Raw genomic sequence first — 20,927 nt, 5'->3', positions numbered from 1 at the left:
ACCGATCGTTCCCTCGCTCTGCGTGGGAATGCCTCAACGGACGCTCCGCGTTCGGCTCTAGAGGGACGCGGAGCGTCCCAGGCTGCATTCCCACGCGGAGCGTGGGAACGATCAGGTGCCAGCCTTAAAAGACGAAGCGGCCATCAAATACAGGTTTGTCATCCAGTGCCAACACCCCACCGGAGAAAATCAGGTCCAGGTGATGGCTGCCCTTGGCCCCACCGCCAAGCCCAAGATGCAAACCACAATGGCGCTCCTCAAATCCGGCATTGCGCGCATACAAATCCTTCACGCCTTCGTTGGTGCCGATCCCCAACTCTTCAATCCGTCGATTCGACGGATTGGCGTCCAGATACTTGTTGAAATCGTGCTCCAGCCCCGGCACGTCAGTGGCGATGCGGCTGATGGTCGAGTTCTCGATCCACAGTTCCAGCGGCGACTCGAGCACGCCGTACTTGCGCGCAAACGGGATGGTGCTGAGAAACGTGCCCTTGAATTTCACATGACCGTTGATGGCTTCGCTGTGGGTGGCGATTTCGCCGGGGGCCAGGTCGAAGTTGCCGACGCCGTTGATGTCGGTCCACTTCTTGATGCTGCTCAGCGGCGTTTCGAACCATGAGCCGTGGTCGTCCTTGAAACTCAGTGTCGTTGCCTGAGACATGCGCTGGATCAAGTGGCTGTTGAGTCCCGCGATACGTTGCGGGGTGACGCTGAAGGTGTCGTAGAAATAGTCGCCGTAATCCTTGAACAGCAGCGACTTCTTCCAGTTTTCCGCCATCACGCCTTGCAGCGCGCGGACAAATTCCGGGCCGTCGGGGCGCGGGTTGGGCAGGGTGGAAGAGTCGTAGAAGAAAATGTACAGATCGCTGTCGGTAATCGCCGAGGTCAGCGTTGCGGTGCTTTCCAGATCCAGCCGTCGGGCGCTGAAGGTGAAACGCGGATGATCGCCGGCCTGTTCGGCGATGGCCCCGGTCAGCGCTTCGTAATCAGCCGTGTGGCCGAGCAATACCTTCGCCGACTCAAGGCCGACAAGGGCCGGGTGATGTTCGAGGTAGTAAAGGAAATGCGAGATCGCGCGTGGCTTATCCATGTGTCCTCCCTGACTGAACGTGAAGAAAGCGGCAGGCACGACCGGCCGGATCGTGCCCGCCCGGGATGTCTTACAGAGGCCACATCGCCGTGCCGAACGGAACCACCGCGTCGGCTTGCATCATTTCCACGGCGGCCTCATGGGTCGGTGCTTCAAACCATTCGTCCAGTTGCAGTTCGGTATCCAAGTCTTTTTCCAGTGCTTGCATGGTCGATCTCCTAGATGACTTTCACGGTTGTGACTGGCCGGTCGAGGTGGCCGGCAAGACGTGAAGAACCTAGTTCAGGGTGTTTTGTAATGCAAAAAATTATTTATTTAAAATTTAAATAGACTTTTTATTCTGTTTTTTACCGAGCGTTTTCTTATTTGAAAACAAAAAACTAAGTGGTCACTTTGATTAGCAAGCTAGCTACCGTCAATTTGCAGACGTCCTACGGATTTTTCTGAAATGGAAAATTTGCGTTACGGGTCGTAAAGAAATATTTACGAAAAGCACGTTAAAACCCAGTGGATGAGCACCGCTTTCGGTGCTGTAAGGAAAAGCTGCCGAAGCCCGATCAGCCGGGCACTGCGCAAGGCTCTGGCGCGCTTGTTTCAGCAACGTTTGAAGGGTGAGATGCGCCTCATGCCTGTCGTGCAGGTGCATAACAAGAAGGAGGCGCAATGAACGCCGTGATGGATCTTCACTTCTCTCCGTGGGGCGGTTTTTCGCTCGTCCCCGTCGATGGCCTGCAAAGGCCTGACTCAATTTTTGCAGCCGCCCGATTATCTCGAGGCGGACCCACGCAATCCCGGCAAGCGCCACGCTGATCCAGCGGGGTCTGGCAGCAGGGGGTTAGCGGTGTACAATGCGCCGCGTTTTACTGTGACTCCCTGCGTAATCGCGCAAACCTCAAGGCTATCCGCCTTGTTCACTCCGCCGCGTCACAAGCGTGTCGGGTTCGATTTCGTCACAGATAAAAACAAACAGGTGACGCATGACCGTTGTAAAAACGCTGAATTCCTGGTGCTTGCGCTGGGGTTTGATCGGGGTTGTCTGAAATCGCAACCTTGCAGCAACGTCTACTGAACATCATCAAACCTTGCGTGGGACCTTTTTCATGAGTGGACAAAACTCGCAATCAGGCGAGCTGAAACGCGGCCTGAAAAATCGCCATATTCAATTGATCGCCCTCGGTGGCGCGATCGGTACCGGATTGTTCCTGGGCTCTGCCGGGGTCCTGAAATCCGCCGGCCCGTCGATGATCCTCGGCTACGCCATCTGCGGCTTCATCGCCTTCATGATCATGCGCCAGCTCGGTGAGATGATCGTCGAAGAGCCGGTGGCCGGCTCCTTCAGCCATTTTGCGCACAAGTACTGGGGCGGCTTTGCCGGCTTCCTGTCGGGCTGGAACTGCTGGATTCTGTACATTCTGGTGGGCATGTCGGAACTGACTGCGGTCGGCAAGTACATTCACTATTGGGCGCCGGACATTCCGACCTGGGTGTCTGCAGCGGCCTTCTTCGTACTGATCAACGCGATCAACCTGGCCAACGTCAAAGTCTTCGGTGAAGCCGAGTTCTGGTTCGCGATCATCAAGGTCGTGGCCATCGTCGGCATGATCGCCCTGGGCAGCTACCTGCTGGTCAGCGGCAACGGCGGCCCGCAAGCCTCGGTGAGCAACCTGTGGTCGCACGGTGGGTTCTTCCCCAACGGCGTCAATGGTCTGGTGATGGCCATGGCGATCATCATGTTCTCTTTCGGCGGTCTGGAAATGCTCGGTTTCACCGCAGCTGAAGCCGACAAGCCGAAGACCGTGATCCCGAAAGCGATCAATCAGGTGATCTACCGGATCCTGATTTTTTACATCGGCGCGCTGGTGATCCTGCTGTCGCTGACCCCGTGGGACAGCTTGCTGGCCACCCTCAATGCATCCGGTGACTCGTACAGCGGCAGCCCGTTCGTGCAGGTGTTCTCGATGCTGGGCAGCAACACCGCCGCGCACATCCTCAACTTTGTAGTTCTGACCGCAGCACTGTCGGTGTACAACAGCGGCACCTACTGCAACAGCCGCATGCTGCTGGGCATGGCCGAGCAGGGCGATGCGCCGAAAGGTCTGGCGAAAATCGACAAACGCGGTGTGCCGGTGCGTTCGATCCTCGCCTCCGCAGCAGTCACGCTGGTGGCGGTGCTGCTCAACTACCTGATTCCGCAACACGCGCTGGAACTGCTGATGTCGCTGGTGGTTGCGACGCTGGTGATCAACTGGGCGATGATCAGTTTCTCGCACTTCAAGTTCCGCCAGCACATGAACAAGACGAAGCAGACGCCGCTGTTCAAGGCCCTGTGGTATCCGTACGGCAACTACGTCTGCCTGGCGTTCGTGGCGTTCATCCTCTGCGTGATGCTGTTGATCCCGGGCATCCAGATCTCGGTGTACGCGATTCCGGTGTGGGTCGTGTTCATGTGGGTCTGCTACGTGATCAAGAACAAGCGTGGGGCGCAGCAGGCGCTCCACGCGGCCAGTGCTTCGAAGTAAGCGCTGACGCAAAAACGACAAACCCGGCCTGTGTGCCGGGTTTGTCGTTTCTGGGGTTTACACAATCCCTTGTAGGAGTGAGCCTGCTCGCGATAGCGGTGTATCAGTCGACGAATATTTATCTGACTTACCGCTATCGCGAGCAGGCTCACTCCTACAGGGGGGATCGGAGGTTCGGACAGTTTCGCGGTATCCTGCACACTCTGAATACGGACGTTTTTCCATGCTGGTGATTTCCAACAACGTGCATCTGCCGGATGCCGAGATCGAATTGACCGCCATCCGCGCGCAAGGCGCCGGTGGGCAGAACGTCAACAAGGTCTCCAGCGCCGTGCACCTGCGCTTCGACATTCCGGCCTCGTCCTTGCCCGAGTTCTACAAGGAGCGGCTGCTGGCGTTGCGCGACAGTCGCATCACCAGCGATGGCGTGTTGATCATCAAGGCCCAGCAATATCGCACGCAGGAAGCCAACCGTGCGGATGCGCTGGAGCGTCTGGTCGAGCTGATTCTCAGCGCCACCAAAGTCGAAAAGAAGCGTCGCCCGACCAAACCGACCCTCGGCTCAAAGAAGCGTCGGCTTGAGTCGAAAACCAAGCGCGGCAGCATAAAGGCCGGGCGCGGCAAGGTGGACTTTTAGAATCTGGCGTCTTGGAATTATTCCATTTCATCAGGAAGGGGGGGTATACATTGCACACTCCCCGCTCAGATGAACAGCTCCGGAATTGAAGTACACGAGCGAGCGAGAAAACCTGTAGCTGTAATTTCTAATTTCTTATAGCTCATCGGTCTACACACCTGTCATATCTGACAGGTGTGTAGGATTGCTTTAAGCGGTTCACTGAGTTCTGGTTTCCTGATCGAGCAAAGCAGATGACAAGCTCAATTAACCAGCGTGGCACGCCCGATAATTCTTTTGGTGTGCGCAGTCAGGTGCATCTATATGGATCAGGTCGGCGTCTGCAAGCACGGGTCGTAACGGTTCTTGCTGATCCGCACAGGATTCTTTGCGGCGCAACCCAAGAAGACCTGCAACAAACCTACTTGTCGATGCTTGATGAGCGTGGGGGGATTGATGAAAGTTTCGGTGATGGCGGTGCTGCTGTTTTCAAACTGTCGGAGTTCTTCCCGGGTTGGGGGCTGGCGCAGCCATACAGCGTAAAATTTGATAGGGCTCATCATAAGTATGTCGTGGGGTTCTTTGTTCGAAAAAACGGCTTTAACAGTGCTACCGGATTGGCTCGATTTGACTTGAGTGGGAAGCTCGATGAAGGGTTTGGCCGCAAAGGCGTCATGTTGTGGATCCCAAAGGTAAAAGAGGCGGCTCCTGTCAGTTCGGATGACCAGAAGGTGGAGCAACTTCTGACTGATAAAGGCCGCGACTACCATGGGTCTATGGAGTTATTGGACGACGGCGGCGTGTTGCTTCTGACCACGATTGAAGACAGGGTTTATTCCGACGGTGCGTTTGTGGTCAAAGTAAAAAGCGACGGAATGTTGAACGAGGAGTTCGGTGATGGAGGATGGGAAATAGTTCGTCGAGGTTCGAGTATTGTAGTCAGAGGAGAGAGTTTGCTTCGACAAGGTGATAACTATCTTGTCGCGGCTTCTGAGGGTCTTCGTGAGAAGAGCTGGTTTGTTGGCAGATATGATGCCCAAGGTAATCTTGATCCTGATTTTTCGATAAAAGGTTATTTTGATGGAGCCCCTTCGGTTAAAAACGTCATTTTGAAACGGGACGATCGTTCTCAGTTTTATATCGTGGGTACTTCGGATAATGGGGTTCCGCAGTATCTGTATCTCCAGCTTCAATGTCGTGGGTTGAATGGTGAGGAGGATGCTCATTTTGGCCCGCAGGGATGGGGGGCCGATATTAGTTTGGCATTCAATGATATTTATGTGGTGAAGGCGGCCCTTTATGACGCGGCGTCAACCGTTGTAGTGGCGGGTTATGCTCATTTACGTGGGGGGCCGGACAGCCAGGCATTTATTGCCAGCATTGAACAGAACATGGGCTGGGATTTGGGATTTGCTGATGACGGGAAGGTGTTATTTCCCAAGGAGGAGATCATTCATGATCTGGTGATTCAGAAAGATCGAAAGATTGTCTTTGTTTCCAGTCGAAACAGGGATCCCGACAGCTTCGCTATCGTTCGTTGGCATGGTTAAAGTATAAAAACTTGAGTTGTATATTGGCCATTCGCAATCGTCTGAATGGCCAATCGTGCGCGATTAATGATGTTTTGGCGCAATTCGGTACAAATACACACTCAGGATCAGACCGCTCAGCGCGGCGAGGGCGGCGAACAGGAAGATCGAGGCAAAACCAAACCCCGCCGCAATCGCCCCGGCCAATGGCCCGGTGATCCCCAGCGACAAATCGATGAACAGTGAATAAGCGCCGACCGCTGCGCCACGGCTGGAGGCCGGCACCAGGTTCACCGCTTCCACGCCCAGCGCCGGGAACACCAGCGAGAAACCGAAACCGCTCAACGCCGCACCCGCCAGCGCCCAATGCGCGTCCGGTGCCAGCCACAACAGCAACAGGCCCAGGGTCTCCACCGACAGGCAGGCAATCGCCACGCGAAAGCCGCCGAGACGGTTGATCAGGTTGCCGAACAGCAGTCGCGCGCCGATGAAGCTGGCGCCGAACAGGCTCAGGCACAGCACCGCGTTGTCCCAGTGCTGGGTGGCGTAATACAGGGTGATGAAGGTGGCGATGGTGCCGAAACCGATCGAGCCCAGCGCCAGCCCGCAGCCGTGCGGGAACACCCGCCCCAACACATGCATGAACGGCAGGCGCTCGCCGGCGACAATCGGCGCGGCGGTTTTCGGCCACGCCAGCAGCAAGCCCAGCGCCGCCAGCAGGATGATGCTGACGCCCATGCTCCACAGGCCCAACTGGCCGACCAGCCACACCCCGAACGGTGCGCCGACCGCCAGCGCGCCGTAACTGGCGATGCCGTTCCACGAGATCACTTTGGCGGTGTTAGCCGCGCCGACCCGGCCGATGCCCCAGCCGATCGAGCCGGAGCCGACCAGGCTTTCCGCGCTGCCCAATACCAGTCGACCGATCAACAGGCTGATCAGGCTGAGCATCGGCAGGTTCGGTGTCCACGCCGAGATCAGCATGAACACACCGCTCAAGCCACAACCGGCCAGACCGATCATCACCGCGCGTTTGCTGCCCTGATTGTCGATGATCTTGCCGGCGTACGGACGGCTGAGCAGGGTAGCGAGGTATTGCACGCTGATCACCAGCCCCGCAATCACCGCGCCGAAGCCCAGATCACTGTGGACATAGCCTGGCAGCACAGCGAGCGGTATGCCGATGTTCAGGTAGCCGATGAAGGTGAAGAGGACGATGGACACGACTTGCAGCGTGACCGCAAGGGGGCGCTGCGGCTCTGACATAGAGGACGACATGGGAACGATCCACGGGAAAGCAGGATTAGATAGGCTGCTTATGATACCGGCGCGAACGTGTCAGGGGCGGGGAAAAGTAAAACTATTTGCCGCAAGGCCGATTCATGGCTTGGCCGGGGCGACCAGTTGTGTGGTGACGAGGGCGGCGAGGGCGTTTTCTTCGCTGCCGAAACGGGCGAGCAGGGCGGCCTGTTTTTCCGGGGAGAGACGGTTCCAGATCTCGATCATTTTCTCGGTCGCGCCGATCAGGACGGCGGCTTGGCTTTCAGAGAATTCGTCGGTCATGGCGGGCTCGGTTTCAGGCAGTGTGGAAAGCGCATCTTAGCGCTTTCCACACGGTCTGTACGGCGGGTTTTACTCTTCGCTGTCGGCCTTGCGGCTCTCAACGGCTTCTTTCGGCTCGGGTTGCCCCGCGCCGGCTTGTTGCGTGGTCGTCTGCTCAGGTACGTGCAGGCTTGGGAAGGGGAGATTAGGAATCTCGTGCATGGTTGCGCTCCTCGCTAAGTCTGTTGATAGATCTGGTAGATCCGCGCTTCTTGAAAGCCTGCGCAGGATACAGCAGGAAAAATGACAATCAGACTTTTAATTGAAATTAATGCGACAGATGGCCGCAGGGGAGCGCAAAACTGTGGTGATTGATCGTTCCCACGCTCTGCGTGGGAACGCCTCAATGGACGCTCTGCGTCCGCTGTTGGGACGCAGAGCGTCCCGGGCTGCATTCCCACGCGGAGCGTGGGAACGAGCAATGGGAGGGATTATTTGCAGACGCTGGCGATGGCTTCGGCCAGCAATGCGAGGCGCGTGGCATCGATGCCGGCGACGTTGGCCCGGCCCGAGCTGACCATGTACACGCTGTGATGCTCGCGCAGTTGTTTGACCTGCTCCGGCGACAGGCCGGTGTAGGAAAACATCCCGCGTTGCACGCCAATGTGCGCAAAGCGCTCACGCAAGCCATGCGGCTCCAGCGCTTCGACCAGACCGCTGCGCAACTGGGCAATACGCAAGCGCATGGCTTCCACTTCGTCGGCCCAGCGGCTTTTCAGCTCCGGATCGGCGAGGATGGTGGCGACTACTGCCGCGCCGTGATCCGGTGGCGTCGACCACAGGTTGCGGGCGATGTTGGCCAGTTGGCTGCGGATATCGATGAGCTTGTCAGCGGTTTTTGCGCAGACGATCAGCGCGCCAGTACGGTCGCGATACAGGCCGAAGTTCTTCGAGCAGGAGCTGGTGATCAGCACTTCCGGCAATTCGGCGGCGAACAGTCGGGTCGACCACGCATCCTGCTCCAGCCCGTCGCCAAAGCCTTGGTAGGCAAAGTCGATCAGCGGCAGCAGATTGCGGCTGCGCACCACGTCCAGCACGCGCTGCCAGTCGTCGTGGCTCAGGTCGAAACCGGTCGGGTTGTGGCAGCACGCATGCAGCAGCACCACATCGCCTTTCGGTACTTCGTTGAGTACGGCGAGCATCGCATCGACGTCGAGGCGGTTGTCGCTGCCCACGTACGGGTAGTGACTGACCTTGACCCCGGCCGCCGCGAAGATGGTTTCGTGAATCGGCCAGGTCGGGTTGCTCAGCCACACGCCCTTGCCCGGCAGGCATTGGGCAATGAAGTCAGCGGCCAGACGCAGAGCACCGGTACCGCCCGGGGTCTGGGTAGCGCCAGCACGTTGTTCGGCGATCAGTTTCGAGTCGGTGCCGAGCACCAACTCGTTGATGACCTTGCCGAACAACGGATTACCGTGACCACCGATGTAGGTCTTGGTGTCCTGGCTTTCGACTAGTCGCGCCTCGGCGATTTTCACCGCTTCGGGGATCGGCGTCAGGCCTTGGGCATCCTTGTAGACGCCAACGCCGAGGTCGAACTTGCGCGGGTTGCTGTCCTGCGCATAGGCCTCCATCAAACCGAGGATCGGGTCGCCGGGTACCCGGCCGATGGCGTCGAAGTGCATTACTTGCGTCCTTCTGCGGTCTTGGCCACTTCGTCAGTGCGCGCGGCCATGATGAAGTCGTTGCGGTGCAGGCCCTTGATCGAGTGGCTCCACCAGGTCACGGTGACTTTGCCCCACTCGGTCAGCAGGCCCGGGTGGTGACCTTCGGCCTCGGAGATCTCGCCGACCGCATTGGTGAAGGCCAGCGCGTGTTTGAAGTTCTTGAACAGGAAGACTTTCTCCAGCTGCATGATGCTGTCGCGTACTTCGATGTTCCAGTCAGGGATCTGCTTGATCAGGATCGGCAGTTCTTCGTCGCTGACTTGTGGCGCATCGGCACGGCAGGCTTCGCAGTGGGCTTGGTTCAAAGTGGACATGGTGTGATTCCTGAAATCGAGTGTGTTTTTTTTATTAAAGCGTTTGGGCCGTCAGTGCCGTCACGCTAAACCAAAGTGGCGGCGACTGACAGACTCAATTGTCAGCAAAAGTCGCGGATCACGCGGCTTTCGGTTTTGGCGGAAACTTCGGAGCGTGCAACCCCAGCTGCATGCCTTGCTTGACCATACCCATGATGTCTTCGTGGGCCAGGTCGAACAGGCGCTTGAGGTTCGGCAGGACAAAGTACAGCGGCTGCAGGATGTCGATGCGGTACGGAGTGCGCATGGCTTCCAGCGGATCGAAGGCCTGATGCTCGGGTTCGTCCGACAGTGAGTAAACGGTTTCTTTTGGCGAGGACAGAATGCCGCCGCCATAGATGCGTTGGCCTTGCGGGGTGTCGACCAGACCGAACTCGATGGTCATCCAGTACAGACGCGCCAGATACACGCGTTCTTCCTTGGTGGCCTGCAGGCCGAGCTTGCCGTAGGTGTGGGTGAATTCGGCGAACCAGGGGTTGGTCAGCAGCGGGCAGTGGCCGAAGATCTCGTGGAAAATGTCCGGCTCTTGCAGGTAGTCCAGCTCTTCGCGGGTACGAATGAACGTGGCCACCGGAAACTGTTTGCTGGCGAGCAATTCGAAGAAGGTCTGGAAGGGGATCAGCGCCGGGACACGAGCAACCTGCCAGCCGGTGGTTTCGCCGAGCACCTTGTTGATCTCGCCCAGTTGCGGAATGCGGTCGTGGGGCAGACCGAGTTTTTCGATACCGTCCAGGTATTCCTGGCACGCGCGACCCTCGATCACTTTCAACTGGCGGGTGATCAGCGTGTTCCACACCGCATGTTCTTCGGCGGGGTAGTCGATAAAACCTTGCGCATCGGGCTCGCGGGCCACGTATTGCGTCTGCTTCATACTGCTCTCCTGCTAGGGGAATTCGTTCTTGTTATGTCCAGCGATGGACTGAGAATTACCCGAGAGTGGGGTGGGATGCAGCAGGTTGAACGCGTGCCTTGTAGGAACAATCGCCATATTTCGTAAAAAAATCGTTACGCTTTGGCCGGTATCTCGCGTTTGCGGTGATTTGCAGGTTTGAAAAGGGCCGTGGCTGTCACATAATCTTGACAATTATCTGCGCGCCTCGACAGAAAAGTCTGGCGCTAACACCTGTGGGAGCGAGCCTGCTCGCGAATGCGGTCTGTCTGACACATCTATGCTGAGTGTGCAGCCGCCTTCGCGAGCAGGCTCGCTCCCACAGGTCTGTGTTCAACCTTATTGCTGGTTTGTCGAGTCATTCATATGCGTATCAAAGTCCACTGCCAGAACCGCATCGGCATCCTGCGCGACATCCTCAACCTGCTGGTGGAGTACGGGATCAACGTCGCGCGCGGCGAGGTCGGTGGCGAGCACGGCAACGCGATCTACCTGCACTGCCCGAACCTGATCAACATTCAGTTCCAGGCGCTGCGGCCGAAGTTCGAGGCGATTGCCGGGGTGTTTGGCGTCAAGCGCGTCGGGTTGATGCCCAGCGAGCGCCGGCACATGGAATTGAACGCGTTGCTCGGCGCACTGGAGTTCCCGGTACTGTCGATCGACATGGGCGGCTCGATCGTTGCCGCCAACCGTGCGGCGGCGCAGTTGCTCGGGGTGCGCGTGGACGAGGTGCCGGGGATTCCGTTGTCACGGTATGCCGAGGATTTCGACCTGCCGGAACTGGTGCGCGCCAACAAATCGCGGATCAACGGCATGCGCGTCAAGGTCAGGGGCGACATCTTTCTCGCCGACATCGCGCCGCTGCAATCGGAGCATGACGACAGCGAAGCCATGGCCGGTGCGGTACTGACCTTGCACCGCGCCGACCGCGTCGGCGAACGCATCTATAACGTGCGCAAGCAGGAGCTGCGTGGTTTCGACAGCATCTTCCAGAGTTCCAAAGTCATGGCGGCGGTGGTGCGCGAAGCACGACGCATGGCGCCGCTGGATGCACCGCTATTGATAGAAGGCGAAACCGGCACCGGCAAAGAATTGCTGGCGCGTGCCTGCCACCTCGCCAGCCCGCGCGGGCAGTCGCCGTTGATGGCGCTCAACTGCGCGGGGCTGCCGGAGTCGATGGCCGAGACCGAGTTGTTCGGCTATGGCCCGGGAGCCTTCGAAGGTGCACGCGCCGAGGGCAAACTAGGACTGCTGGAATTGACCGCGGGCGGCACGCTGTTTCTTGACGGTGTCGGCGAGATGAGCCCGCGCCTTCAAGTGAAGCTGCTGCGCTTTTTGCAGGATGGCTGCTTCCGCCGGGTCGGCAGTGATGAAGAGGTTTATCTGGATGTGCGGGTGATCTGCGCGACCCAGGTCGACTTGTCCGAACTGTGCGCGCGCGGTGAGTTTCGCCAGGACCTGTATCACCGTTTAAATGTGCTTTCGTTGCACATTCCGCCGCTGCGCGAATGCCTCGATGGATTGACGCCGCTGGTCGAGCACTTTCTCGATCAGGCCAGTCGGCAGATTGGCTGCTCACTGCCAAAACTGGCGCCGGCGGCGATGGATCGCCTCAGCCACTATCACTGGCCGGGCAACGTGCGGCAGTTGGAGAACGTGCTGTTTCAGGCGGTTTCCCTGTGCGACGGCGGCACGGTCAAGGCCGAGCATATTCGCTTGCCGGATTACGGCGTGCGTCAGCCGCTTGGCGATTTCTCGCTGGAAGGTGGGCTGGATGAAATTGTCGGGCGCTTTGAGAAAGCCGTGCTGGAGCGGCTGTATTCCGAGCATCCGAGTAGTCGGCAATTGGGCAAGCGGTTGGGGGTTTCGCATACCACGATTGCCAACAAGCTGCGCGAGTATGAAGTCGGCAAAGACCCTGCCGAGTAACAATGCGTGATCGTTCCCACGCTCTGCGTGGGAATGCAGCCCGGGGCGCTCCGCGTCCCAAAGCGGACGCAGAGCGTCCATTGAGGCATTCCCACGCAGAGCGTGGGAACGATCATTAGCCGGGATTGCCGCGAAGCGGCATAACACCGCCGGTTTTTCGACTTCGATACATTTCAAATTTCCCCTCGCTTGCCCTCAAGTCCTTTGTTTACCGGGCCGCAAGCCGCCAGAAAAAAGTTGGTCTGCAAATTGCTTATGGCTCAGCAGTACAGCGGTGGGCGGCAAACGTCCGGCATGCAGAGGAAAGAGTGTGGACAAGTACCTTTATGTGGCAATGACCGGCGCCAGTCAGAACGCACTGGCGCAAAAGGCGCATGCCAACAACCTGGCGAACATCTCCACCAATGGTTTTCAACGCGACCTGGAGCAGGCGCGTTCGATGCCGGTGTTCGGTGACAGCTTTCCGGCGCGTGCGTTTGCCATGAGCGAACGGCCTGCCACTGACTTCTCGCCTGGCTCGCTGGTGCAGACCGGCCGTGACCTCGACGTCGCGGTGACCGGCAACGGTTTTATTGCCGTGCAAAACCCTAATGGCGGTGAAAGCTACGTGCGCACCGGCAGCCTCAACATCGACGCCCTCGGCGTACTGCGTGCCGGCAACGGCATGGCCGTGATGGGCAACGGCGGGCCGATTGCCGTGCCGCCAGAGCAGCAGGTCGAAGTCGGTGAAGACGGCACCATCAGTATTCGTGCGATGGGTGAAGGCCCGCGCGTCATGGCGGAAGTCGACCGGATCAAACTGGTCAACCCGGACATCAAGAACATGAACAAGGGCCTCGACGGTTCGATCTACACCAAGGACGGCCAGCCTGCGCCGGCCGATGCCAACGTCAAGCTGGTGTCGGGTTTCCTTGAGTCGAGCAACGTCAACGCCGTGGAAGAAATGACCTCGGTGCTGGCCCTGGCCAAGCAGTTCGAGTTGCACGTCAAGATGATGAACACCGCCAAAGACGACGACCAGGCCATGGCTCGGGTCTTGCAGATCAGCTAATTATCAGAACGTCGCGCCGTAAAACAGGCGCACGAGGAGAATCGAATGCTTCCGGCTCTATGGGTTGCCAAAACCGGTCTGTCCGCCCAGGACACCAACCTGACCACCATTTCCAACAACCTGGCGAACGTTTCGACCACGGGTTTCAAACGTGATCGTGCCGAGTTCCAGGACCTGCTGTATCAGATCAAGCGTCAGCCAGGTGCCCAGTCGACCCAGGACAGCGAACTGCCGTCGGGTCTGCAACTGGGTACCGGTGTGCGCATCGTCGGCACCCAGAAAAACTTCACCGCCGGCAGCCTGCAAACCACCGAGCAGCCGCTGGACATGGCCATCGACGGTCGCGGTTTCTTCCAGATCCTGCAGCCGGACGGCACCACGTCCTATACCCGTGACGGTACTTTCCATCTCGACTCCAATGGCCAGATCGTCAACGCCAGCGGTTTCGCCCTGGAGCCGGCCATCGTCATCCCGAACAACGCGCAGAGCTTCACCGTCGGCACCGACGGCACCGTGTCGATCACTGTGCCAGGCAACCCTGCCGCTCAGGTGATCGGCAACCTGCAAACCGCTGACTTCATCAACCCGGCCGGTCTGCAAGCGGTGGGCAACAACCTGTTCCTGGAGACCGCTGCTTCGGGCGCGCCGCAAATCGGCACCCCGGGCCTGAACGGTTTCGGTACCACGCTGCAGAACACCCTGGAAGGTTCCAACGTCAGCACCGTTGAAGAGATGGTCAACATGATCACCACTCAACGCGCCTACGAGATGAACTCCAAGGTGATCTCCACCGCCGACCAGATGCTCTCGTTCGTAACGCAGAATCTGTAATCAAGTCTATGGGGCGGCCATGAGGCCGCCAGCAACACCGTGAGGTAGGGTCATGAAACGCTTCGTATCTGTTCTGGCATTGGGTGGGGTCGTCTCGCTCGCGGGCTGCGTCGCACCGACGCCCAAGCCCAATGACCCTTACTACGCCCCGGTGTTGCCGCGCACGCCATTACCGGCTGCGGCCAATAACGGCTCGATCTATCAGGCCGGCTTCGAGCAGAACCTGTACAGCGACCGCAAGGCGTTCCGGGTCGGTGACATCATCACCATCACCCTGAACGAGAAGACCCAGGCGAGCAAGAACGCCAACTCGCAAGTGGCCAAGAACAGCAAGACCGGCATCGGCCTGACCTCGCTGTTCGGCGGCAGCGGTACCACCAACAACCCGTTGGGCGGTAACGACCTGAGCCTGGACGTTGGCTACAGCGGCGACCGCGCGACCAAGGGCGACAGCAAGGCTGCGCAGGGCAACACCCTGACCGGTTCGATCACCGTGACGGTGGCCGACGTGCTGCCCAACGGCATCATCGCTGTGCGCGGCGAGAAGTGGATGACCCTCAACACCGGCGACGAACTGGTGCGGATAGCCGGTCTGGTGCGCGCCGATGACATCGCGACCGACAACACTGTGTCGTCGACCCGTGTCGCCGATGCGCGCATCACCTACTCGGGCACCGGTTCGTTTGCCGATGCGAGTCAGCCAGGCTGGTTCGACCGTTTCTTCCTCAGCCCGCTGTTCCCTTTCTAGGTGGCGACTTTGAATTTCAAGAGCCTCATGCTGGCTGCGGCCCTGTTGTCCGCAGCCTTTGGTGCCCACGCCGAGCGGCTGAAAGATATCGCCAGTATTTCCGGCGTGCGCTCCAACCAGTTGATCGGTTACGGCCTGGTGGTCGGGCTTAACGGCACCGGCGACCAGACGACGCAAACCCCGTTCACCCTGCAGACCTTCAACAACATGCTCTCGCAGTTCGGCATCAAGGTGCCGCCTGGATCGGGCAACGTGCAGTTGAAAAACGTCGCGGCGGTGTCGGTCAGTGCCGATCTGCCAGCGTTCGCCAAACCGGGTCAGCAGGTCGACATCACCGTGTCTTCGATCGGTAACTCCAAGAGCCTGCGCGGCGGCACCCTGTTGCTGACCCCGCTCAAGGGGATCGACGGCAACGTCTACGCCATCGCCCAGGGCAACCTGGTGGTGGGTGGTTTCGATGCCGAAGGGCGCGACGGTTCGAAGATCACCGTCAACGTTCCCTCGGCCGGTCGGATCCCCGGTGGTGCTTCGGTGGAGCGTTCGGTGCCGAGCGGTTTCAACCAGGGCAACAGCCTGACGCTGAACCTCAACCGTTCCGACTTCACCACGGCCAAGCGCATCGTCGACAAGATCAATGACATGCTCGGCCCTGGCGTGGCGCAAGCTATCGACGGCGGTTCGATCCGTGTGACGGCGCCGCTCGATCCGAGCCAGCGTGTCGACTATCTGTCGATCCTGGAAAACCTCGAAGTTGACCCGGGGCAGGCGGTGGCGAAAGTCATCATCAACTCGCGCACTGGCACCATCGTCATCGGCCAGAACGTGAAAGTCTCGCCGGCCGCCGTGACCCACGGCAGCCTGACCGTGACCATCACCGAAGACCCGATCGTCAGTCAGCCGGGTCCGCTGTCCAACGGGCAGACCGCTGTTGTGCCGCGTTCGCGGGTCAATGCTCAGCAGGAAGCCAAACCGATGTTCAAGTTCGGCCCGGGTACCACTCTCGACGAAATCGTACGGGCGGTGAACCAGGTCGGCGCGGCACCGGGTGACCTGATGGCGATTCTCGAAGCACTGAAGCAGGCCGGCGCGTTGCAAGCCGACCTGATCGTGATCTGAGGACGGCGACCATGGATATGCGCAAAGGCAGTCTGGTGGGCACCGGCGATTCGGGTTCCTACTCCGACCTCAATCGTCTGAACCAGCTCAAGGTCGGCGACAAGAACAGCGATGCGAACATGCGCAAGGTGGCGCAGGAATTCGAATCGCTGTTCCTTGGCGAAATGCTCAAGTCGATGCGTTCGGCCACCGAGGCGTTGGGTAAAGACAACCCGATGAACACCCCGGCCGCCAAGCAGTATCAGGAAATGTACGACCAGCAACTGGCGGTGTCGCTGTCCCGCGAGGGTGGTGGTATTGGCCTCGCCGACGTGCTGATGAAGCAGATGTCGAGGAACAAACCGCTAGCGCCGGGTGAGGCTGCGGCCGCGTCCGCCGCCAAGCAGGAAGCCGCGAAAGCCGCTGCGGTGCAGACGCCGATTGCTGCTGGCACCACGGGCACCGGCCCGCTGTCGCGGCTCAATGGCGAGCGCCCGTTGTGGGCATCGCGTTCGCTGCATGCGCCGAACACTCAGTTGGCGCACGCCAACGACATGGAAATGATCAACAAGCGTCGTCTGGCACTGCCGCCGAAACTGGCCGATCGTTTGCTCGCCGGTCTGGTGCCTTCCGCTACACCGACTGCCGCCAATGCCTTGCCGCAACGCACCGCGACCGCCACCGGCGCCGGCCCGCTGTACAACGGCGACTGGCTGACCCGTGCCGAAGGCGCCAAAGCGTCCGGCGGGCAGATGCAGATTTACGGCCGGGCGATGGCGCAGATTCCGCTGGCTCCGGCCAAGCGCGCCTTCAGCTCCGCCGACGAATTCGTCAACACCATGCTGCCGATGGCCAAAGAGGCCGCCGCCAGAATTGGCGTCGATCCGCGTTATCTGGTGGCGCAAGCCGCGCTGGAAACCGGCTGGGGCAAATCGGTCATGCGCGCCCAGGACGGCAGCAGCAGCCACAACCTGTTCGGCATCAAGGCCAGCAGCAACTGGACCGGCGATTCGGCGCGGGCGATCACCAGCGAATTCCGCAATGGGCAGATGGTCAAGGAGACGGCGCAGTTCCGTTCCTACGCCTCGTACAAAGACAGTTTCCACGATCTGGTGACTTTGCTGCAGACCAACAATCGCTATCAAGATGTTGTGAAGTCGGCCGATAACCCAGAACAGTTTGTACGCGAGTTGCAAAAGGCCGGTTACGCAACCGACCCGCACTACGCGACGAAGATTTCGCAGATTGCCAAGCAGATGAACAGTTTCGAAAACTACGCTGCGGCCGGCGTTTCAACGACGCCTCTATAAACATACGGTAAGGTTTGAATCATGAGTTTGCTCAATATCGGGATGTCGGGGTTGGCCGCGAGCTCTTCCTCTCTGGCGACGACAGGTAACAACATTGCCAACGTCGACACCGCCGGTTATTCACGCCAGCAAACCGTGCAGGGCACCAAGTCCTCGCAGCAATTCGGCAACGTCTTCATCGGTACGGGGACGACCCTGGCCGACGTGCGCCGGGTCTACAACTCCTACCTCGAAACCCAGCTGCACACCGCCACCTCGCTCAATAGCGAAGCGGCTGCGTACGGTACCCAGGCGACCGCGCTGGATGCCTCGCTGTCCGATTCCAACACCGGCCTGACCGGTGTGCTGCAGAAGTTCTTCACCTCGATGCAAGGTGTGGCGACGTCGGCGACCGACGACACCTCCCGTCAGTCGGTGTTGACCGGTGCGCAGGCCCTGACCAGCCGTTTCAATGCACTGGCCAAACAGCTGAACGATCAGAACACGACGATCAACGGCAACCTTGGCGACATGACGTCCCAAGTGAACAAGCTGGCCACCTCGATCGCCACGCTCAACCAGAAGATCGGCGAGATTTCCACCAGCGGCGGCCAGCCGAACGATCTGCTCGACAGCCGTAACGAAGCGGTGCGCCAGCTCTCCGAGCTGACCGGTGCGCAGGTCGTTGAACGTGGCAGCAGTTTTGATGTGTATATCGGTACCGGCCAGCCGCTGGTGATCGGCAACACCACCAACACCCTGAGCACCGTGCCGAGCAAGGACGATCCGACGCGCATGGCCATTCAGTTGGACCGAGGCTCAAGCGTGATCGACATCACGTCGGCCATGAGCGGTGGCGAAATCGGTGGCCTGCTGACCTACCGCAAGGAAGTGCTCGACCCTTCGCTCAATGAGTTGGGGCGTGTCGCACTGGTGGTGGCCGATCAGGTCAACAGCCAGCAAGCCCAGGGTATCGACAAGAACGGTGACTTCGGCGCGGCAATCTTCAACAACATCAACAGTGCCGCGCTGGTCAGCCAGCGCAGTATTGCGCAGTCGACCAATAGCGCCGGTTCGGGCAACCTCGATGTCACCATCAAGGACACCGGCAAGCTGACCACCAGCGATTACCAGGTGACCTTCACCAGTGCCACCAACTATTCGGTCAAGCGTTCCGATGGCACCGACATGGGGGCGTTCAGCACCACGACCACTCCACCGCCTGTGATCGACGGCTTCACCCTGGCCCTCAACGGTGGCGCCCTCAGCGCTGGCGATACCTTCAAGGTGACCCCGACCCGTAACGCGGCAACCTCGATTCAGACCGTACTGACCGATCCGAAGAAAGTCGCGGCGGCAGCACCGTTGACTGGCGTGGCCAGTGCCAACAATTCCGGCACTTACACCCAGCCGACGCTGACCGATACCGTCGACATCTATAACCCGGCGTCCCAGGCCGAGCTGCAGAATGCGCTCAAGTATTCGACGCCGGTCAAACTGGTGTTCGGTGCGGTCGCCAGCGGCAGCCAGTCGTACAACATGGTCGACGCCAAGGGCAACACCATCGGTTCGGGCACCATCGTGCCGGGGCAGGCCAACACCTTGAACCTCAAGGTCGGCATGGTTGATTCCACCGATGCTCCGGTGATGGACACCACTGTCACGCCGAACGTGCAGAAGACTTTCACCGTGCAGACCACCGTGGGCGCGACGCCGAAGTCCGGCGAAACCTTCACGATCAACCTGACCGGCGCGGCCTCTTCGGACAACCGCAACGCACAGGCGCTGGTTGGCCTGCAGACCAAACAGACCGTGGACACCGGCACCGGCAGCAAAGGCATCAGTCTGACTGACGCTTACAACAAACTGGTGACCAACGTCGGTACCAAGGCCGCGCAGAGCAAGTCCGACAACGACGCCACCTCGGTGATCCTGGATCAGGCCAAGGGCGCGCGCGACTCGTTGTCCCAGGTCAACCTCGATGAAGAGACCGGCAACCTGGTCAAGTATCAGCAGTACTACACAGCGTCTTCGCAGATCATCAAAGCTGCGCAGGAAACATTCGCCACGCTGATCAACAGTCTTTAAGGAGTCGTAATTCATGCGCATTTCCACCGCCCAGTATTACGCGACGCAAGCTGCTCAATATCAGCGCAACTACAGCAAGACTGTCGCGACCGCCAACGAAGCGAGCAGCCTGCAGCGCATCAATACCGCCGCCGACGATCCGGTTGGCGCTGGCCGTCTGCTCAAGCTGGGTCAGCAAAGTGCGATGCTCGATCAGTATCAGGGCAACATCGATACCACCAAGAGCGCCCTGACCGTGCAGGAGTCTACGTTGAACTCCATTACCACGGCTTTGCAGCGCGCCAAGGAAATCGGCCTGGCGGCCAACAATGGCATCGCCACTGACGATAACCGCAAGGCTTACGCGGCGGAGCTGGGCCAGATCCAGCAGCAAGTGCTGGGCCTGATGAACTCCAAGGATGCCAACGGCAACTATCTGTTCTCCGGTTCCAAGACCGATACCGCGCCGTACTCGCAAAATGTCGACGGCACCTACACCTACAACGGTGACCAGACCCAGATCAACCTGGGCATTGGCGACGGCATGTCGGTCGCGACCAATACCACCGGTTGGGACGCCTTCCAGCAGACCATCAACACCAGCCGCACCCAGACCACCATGACCGCTCCGGCGGTGGATGACGGTCGTGTGGTGCTGTCCAACGGTACGGTCGGCACCGCGGCGACCTACAACGCCAAGTTCACCGGCGGCCAGCCGTACACGGTCAGCTTTCTCAGCAGCACTCAGTTGAAAATCACTGATGCCCTGGGCAACGACGTGACGTCCGAGGCCAGCCAGAACGGCTTGATCAGCAACAGCAACGGTGCCAACCAGACCGTCAGCTTCCGTGGCGTCGATATGAAGTTGAACATCAACCTCAAGGCCGGCGACACCAACCCGGACGCGGTCATCGCCGGTCACAGCTTCCAGCTGTCGGCCACGCCAGACTCATTCACCACGGCGCGCAGCCCGGGCAACCCGTCGACCGCCGTCATCACCGGCTCCAGCATGACCAACCAGGCAGCCTACAGCGCGGCCTTCCCGTCGGGTGGTGGCGCGGTGTTGAAGTTCACCAGCGCCACCGATTTCGATCTGTACGCGGCGCCCGTGACCGCTGACAGCAAGCCAGTATCGTCGGGCACCATGGTCGGCACCAACGCCACGGCCGCCGGTGTGACCTTCGCCATTGGCGGTACGCCGGGCGCGGGCGATCAGTTCTCGATCCAGTCCAACAACCACCAGACCCAGAACGTGCTCGACACCCTGAGCCAGATGGTCACGGCGCTGAACCTGCCGGTCGATGGTGATCCGGTGGTCAAGCAAAAATTCCAGGGAGCCATGGAGTCGGCGTTGGGCAACATCGACAGCGCGTCCAACCAGATTGGCGCTGCGGTGACCTCGATCGGTGCGCGGGGTCAGTCGCTGGATGACCAGAACACCACCAACCAGAGCCTGATCCAGGCCAACACCACGACCCAGGGTTCGATCCGTGATTCGGATCCGGCCGAGGTGATGACCCGCCTGACTTTGCAGCAGACCATGCTGCAAGCCTCGCAACTGGCCTTCAGCAAGATCAGTCAATTGGGTCTGTTCAACAAGATCTGACGTTGGACGGGCGCGCAGGCGCTCGTTTGTCTCGTCACTCAGTTAA

General features: G+C 59.5%; 19 protein-coding genes. 11 read left to right on the top strand and 8 right to left on the bottom strand.

The features are described 5' to 3' along the window. Positions 1 to 124: 124 nt before the first annotated feature. Positions 125 to 1,090 carry a leucyl aminopeptidase gene (locus PseAD21_RS08420; RefSeq protein WP_102355288.1) on the bottom strand — a complete coding sequence of 322 codons (966 nt, stop codon included), beginning with the start codon at positions 1,088 to 1,090 and terminating at the stop codon, positions 125 to 127. Positions 1,091 to 1,160: 70 nt separating this feature from the next. Further along, the gene (locus PseAD21_RS29740; RefSeq protein WP_003222780.1) at positions 1,161 to 1,298 is read right to left on the bottom strand and encodes a hypothetical protein; all 138 of its coding nucleotides are present in this window, start codon (positions 1,296 to 1,298) and stop codon (positions 1,161 to 1,163) included. An 892-nt stretch (positions 1,299 to 2,190) separates the two neighbouring features. Between PseAD21_RS29740 and PseAD21_RS08415 the strand changes: the two genes are divergently transcribed. The 3 genes from PseAD21_RS08415 (at position 2,191) to PseAD21_RS08400 (ending at position 5,775) form a co-directional block, all read left to right on the top strand. Further along, positions 2,191 to 3,609: an amino acid permease gene (locus PseAD21_RS08415; protein WP_102355287.1), complete on the top strand. Its 1,419-nt coding sequence runs from the start codon at positions 2,191 to 2,193 to the stop codon at positions 3,607 to 3,609. Between the two features lie 223 nt (positions 3,610 to 3,832). Beyond that, positions 3,833 to 4,246: an alternative ribosome rescue aminoacyl-tRNA hydrolase ArfB gene (gene arfB / locus PseAD21_RS08405; protein ID WP_095050152.1), complete on the top strand. Its 414-nt coding sequence runs from the start codon at positions 3,833 to 3,835 to the stop codon at positions 4,244 to 4,246. 233 nt (positions 4,247 to 4,479) lie between these two features. Next, complete coding sequence (locus PseAD21_RS08400) at positions 4,480 to 5,775, top strand: hypothetical protein (protein ID WP_146011269.1); 1,296 nt, start codon at positions 4,480 to 4,482, stop codon at positions 5,773 to 5,775. A 63-nt stretch (positions 5,776 to 5,838) separates the two neighbouring features. Here the strand turns inward: PseAD21_RS08400 and PseAD21_RS08395 are convergent, their stop codons facing one another. The 6 genes from PseAD21_RS08395 to phhA form a co-directional block, all read right to left on the bottom strand. Then, the gene (locus PseAD21_RS08395) at positions 5,839 to 7,032 is read right to left on the bottom strand and encodes an MFS transporter (protein WP_102355285.1); all 1,194 of its coding nucleotides are present in this window, start codon (positions 7,030 to 7,032) and stop codon (positions 5,839 to 5,841) included. Positions 7,033 to 7,134: 102 nt separating this feature from the next. Next, the gene (locus PseAD21_RS08390) at positions 7,135 to 7,317 is read right to left on the bottom strand and encodes a hypothetical protein (protein WP_003222790.1); all 183 of its coding nucleotides are present in this window, start codon (positions 7,315 to 7,317) and stop codon (positions 7,135 to 7,137) included. Positions 7,318 to 7,386: 69 nt separating this feature from the next. Next, positions 7,387 to 7,518 (bottom strand): hypothetical protein, encoded by a 132-nt coding sequence (locus PseAD21_RS29980; protein WP_256588107.1) that lies wholly within the window; start codon positions 7,516 to 7,518, stop codon positions 7,387 to 7,389. A gap of 269 nt (positions 7,519 to 7,787) precedes the next feature. After that, complete coding sequence (locus tag PseAD21_RS08385) at positions 7,788 to 8,981, bottom strand: amino acid aminotransferase (RefSeq protein WP_102355284.1); 1,194 nt, start codon at positions 8,979 to 8,981, stop codon at positions 7,788 to 7,790. Next, positions 8,981 to 9,337 (bottom strand): 4a-hydroxytetrahydrobiopterin dehydratase, encoded by a 357-nt coding sequence (locus tag PseAD21_RS08380; RefSeq protein ID WP_003222798.1) that lies wholly within the window; start codon positions 9,335 to 9,337, stop codon positions 8,981 to 8,983. Before PseAD21_RS08380 ends, PseAD21_RS08385 begins: the two co-directional genes overlap by 1 nt. A 118-nt stretch (positions 9,338 to 9,455) precedes the next feature. Further along, positions 9,456 to 10,247: a phenylalanine 4-monooxygenase gene (gene phhA, locus PseAD21_RS08375; RefSeq protein WP_047292472.1), complete on the bottom strand. Its 792-nt coding sequence runs from the start codon at positions 10,245 to 10,247 to the stop codon at positions 9,456 to 9,458. A 384-nt stretch (positions 10,248 to 10,631) separates the two neighbouring features. On the opposite strand from phhA, the gene PseAD21_RS08370 reads away from it, so the two are divergent. The 8 genes from PseAD21_RS08370 to PseAD21_RS08335 all read left to right on the top strand — a co-directional run bounded on the left by PseAD21_RS08370 (position 10,632) and on the right by PseAD21_RS08335 (position 20,881). After that, a complete protein-coding gene (locus PseAD21_RS08370; protein ID WP_102355283.1) occupies positions 10,632 to 12,194 on the top strand; it encodes a sigma-54-dependent transcriptional regulator in 1,563 nt (520 codons plus the stop codon). A gap of 310 nt (positions 12,195 to 12,504) precedes the next feature. Continuing rightward, positions 12,505 to 13,245 carry a flagellar basal body rod protein FlgF gene (locus PseAD21_RS08365; protein ID WP_102355282.1) on the top strand — a complete coding sequence of 247 codons (741 nt, stop codon included), beginning with the start codon at positions 12,505 to 12,507 and terminating at the stop codon, positions 13,243 to 13,245. Positions 13,246 to 13,290: 45 nt separating this feature from the next. Continuing rightward, positions 13,291 to 14,076 carry a flagellar basal-body rod protein FlgG gene (gene flgG / locus PseAD21_RS08360; protein WP_003222804.1) on the top strand — a complete coding sequence of 262 codons (786 nt, stop codon included), beginning with the start codon at positions 13,291 to 13,293 and terminating at the stop codon, positions 14,074 to 14,076. A gap of 52 nt (positions 14,077 to 14,128) precedes the next feature. Continuing rightward, positions 14,129 to 14,824 carry a flagellar basal body L-ring protein FlgH gene (flgH, locus tag PseAD21_RS08355; protein ID WP_007965503.1) on the top strand — a complete coding sequence of 232 codons (696 nt, stop codon included), beginning with the start codon at positions 14,129 to 14,131 and terminating at the stop codon, positions 14,822 to 14,824. 27 nt (positions 14,825 to 14,851) lie between these two features. Further along, positions 14,852 to 15,940, top strand: coding sequence for a flagellar basal body P-ring protein FlgI (locus PseAD21_RS08350; RefSeq protein WP_161794916.1), 1,089 nt, complete (start codon positions 14,852 to 14,854; stop codon positions 15,938 to 15,940). 11 nt (positions 15,941 to 15,951) lie between these two features. Further along, positions 15,952 to 17,229 (top strand): flagellar assembly peptidoglycan hydrolase FlgJ, encoded by a 1,278-nt coding sequence (gene flgJ, locus PseAD21_RS08345; protein ID WP_102355281.1) that lies wholly within the window; start codon positions 15,952 to 15,954, stop codon positions 17,227 to 17,229. A gap of 21 nt (positions 17,230 to 17,250) precedes the next feature. Further along, positions 17,251 to 19,296, top strand: a complete 2,046-nt coding sequence (gene flgK, locus PseAD21_RS08340; RefSeq protein ID WP_102355280.1) for a flagellar hook-associated protein FlgK — start codon at positions 17,251 to 17,253, stop codon at positions 19,294 to 19,296. A gap of 13 nt (positions 19,297 to 19,309) precedes the next feature. Beyond that, positions 19,310 to 20,881 (top strand): flagellar hook-associated protein 3, encoded by a 1,572-nt coding sequence (locus PseAD21_RS08335; protein ID WP_102355279.1) that lies wholly within the window; start codon positions 19,310 to 19,312, stop codon positions 20,879 to 20,881. Positions 20,882 to 20,927: the final 46 nt, after the last annotated feature.

The organism is Pseudomonas sp. AD21 (genome assembly GCF_002878485.1).
Taxonomy (GTDB): domain Bacteria; phylum Pseudomonadota; class Gammaproteobacteria; order Pseudomonadales; family Pseudomonadaceae; genus Aquipseudomonas.
Note: the sequence above shows the minus strand (reverse complement) of the source record. Positions and strands in the feature narration are given on the sequence as shown.

Excerpts from the sequence above, each read along its gene's own strand:
- PseAD21_RS08420 (WP_102355288.1), bottom strand. The coding sequence starts at position 1,090 with ATGGATAAGCCACGCGCGATCTCGCATTTCCTTTACTACCTCGAACAT.
- PseAD21_RS29740 (WP_003222780.1), bottom strand. The coding sequence starts at position 1,298 with ATGCAAGCACTGGAAAAAGACTTGGATACCGAACTGCAACTGGACGAA.
- PseAD21_RS08415 (WP_102355287.1), top strand. The coding sequence starts at position 2,191 with ATGAGTGGACAAAACTCGCAATCAGGCGAGCTGAAACGCGGCCTGAAA.
- arfB (WP_095050152.1), top strand. The coding sequence starts at position 3,833 with ATGCTGGTGATTTCCAACAACGTGCATCTGCCGGATGCCGAGATCGAA.
- PseAD21_RS08400 (WP_146011269.1), top strand. The coding sequence starts at position 4,480 with ATGACAAGCTCAATTAACCAGCGTGGCACGCCCGATAATTCTTTTGGT.
- PseAD21_RS08395 (WP_102355285.1), bottom strand. The coding sequence starts at position 7,032 with ATGTCGTCCTCTATGTCAGAGCCGCAGCGCCCCCTTGCGGTCACGCTG.
- PseAD21_RS08390 (WP_003222790.1), bottom strand. The coding sequence starts at position 7,317 with ATGACCGACGAATTCTCTGAAAGCCAAGCCGCCGTCCTGATCGGCGCG.
- PseAD21_RS29980 (WP_256588107.1), bottom strand. The coding sequence starts at position 7,518 with ATGCACGAGATTCCTAATCTCCCCTTCCCAAGCCTGCACGTACCTGAG.
- PseAD21_RS08385 (WP_102355284.1), bottom strand. The coding sequence starts at position 8,981 with ATGCACTTCGACGCCATCGGCCGGGTACCCGGCGACCCGATCCTCGGT.
- PseAD21_RS08380 (WP_003222798.1), bottom strand. The coding sequence starts at position 9,337 with ATGTCCACTTTGAACCAAGCCCACTGCGAAGCCTGCCGTGCCGATGCG.
- phhA (WP_047292472.1), bottom strand. The coding sequence starts at position 10,247 with ATGAAGCAGACGCAATACGTGGCCCGCGAGCCCGATGCGCAAGGTTTT.
- PseAD21_RS08370 (WP_102355283.1), top strand. The coding sequence starts at position 10,632 with ATGCGTATCAAAGTCCACTGCCAGAACCGCATCGGCATCCTGCGCGAC.
- flgG (WP_003222804.1), top strand. The coding sequence starts at position 13,291 with ATGCTTCCGGCTCTATGGGTTGCCAAAACCGGTCTGTCCGCCCAGGAC.
- flgH (WP_007965503.1), top strand. The coding sequence starts at position 14,129 with ATGAAACGCTTCGTATCTGTTCTGGCATTGGGTGGGGTCGTCTCGCTC.
- PseAD21_RS08350 (WP_161794916.1), top strand. The coding sequence starts at position 14,852 with ATGCTGGCTGCGGCCCTGTTGTCCGCAGCCTTTGGTGCCCACGCCGAG.
- flgJ (WP_102355281.1), top strand. The coding sequence starts at position 15,952 with ATGGATATGCGCAAAGGCAGTCTGGTGGGCACCGGCGATTCGGGTTCC.
- flgK (WP_102355280.1), top strand. The coding sequence starts at position 17,251 with ATGAGTTTGCTCAATATCGGGATGTCGGGGTTGGCCGCGAGCTCTTCC.
- PseAD21_RS08335 (WP_102355279.1), top strand. The coding sequence starts at position 19,310 with ATGCGCATTTCCACCGCCCAGTATTACGCGACGCAAGCTGCTCAATAT.